At 67.8% G+C, this 317-nt stretch carries 1 protein-coding gene; it reads right to left on the bottom strand.

Annotated elements, in window-relative coordinates:
• On the bottom strand, positions 1-256 hold a 256-nt coding region (locus ACFVUS_RS43900), incomplete at its 3' end, for a DUF6008 family protein (RefSeq protein WP_387781495.1).
• Between the last annotated feature and the right edge of the window lie 61 nt (positions 257-317).

Below are 317 nucleotides of genomic sequence, written 5' to 3'. Positions count from 1 at the left end.
GTCCGGCGACGCACTTGGTGATCAGCACGATGCCGACCAGGCCGGCGAGGAAGATGAAGTTGCCGGTGAGGTGGAGGATCTCCATGCCCAGCGAGGGCTTGGTCGTGTCCACCTGGCCCATGCCGCGCGACAGGCTGTTGGCCCACGGGGTCATCCAGGCCGGCGAGGTCGGGTGGGCGATCCAGTACACGGCCTGCGACACGTGCTCCTGGAAGTGGCCGATCTGCCCGATCACCCCGAGGCCGATCAGACCCACGGAGGTCTTGTAGAGCCACGGCTTGACGGGACCGCGGTTGGCGTACGCGAGGACGCCCCTG

The sequence above is a fragment of the Nocardia sp. NPDC058058 genome, assembly GCF_042885355.1.
Taxonomy (GTDB): Bacteria; Actinomycetota; Actinomycetes; order Mycobacteriales; family Mycobacteriaceae; genus Nocardia.
This window is presented reverse-complemented; position numbering and strand designations above follow the sequence as displayed.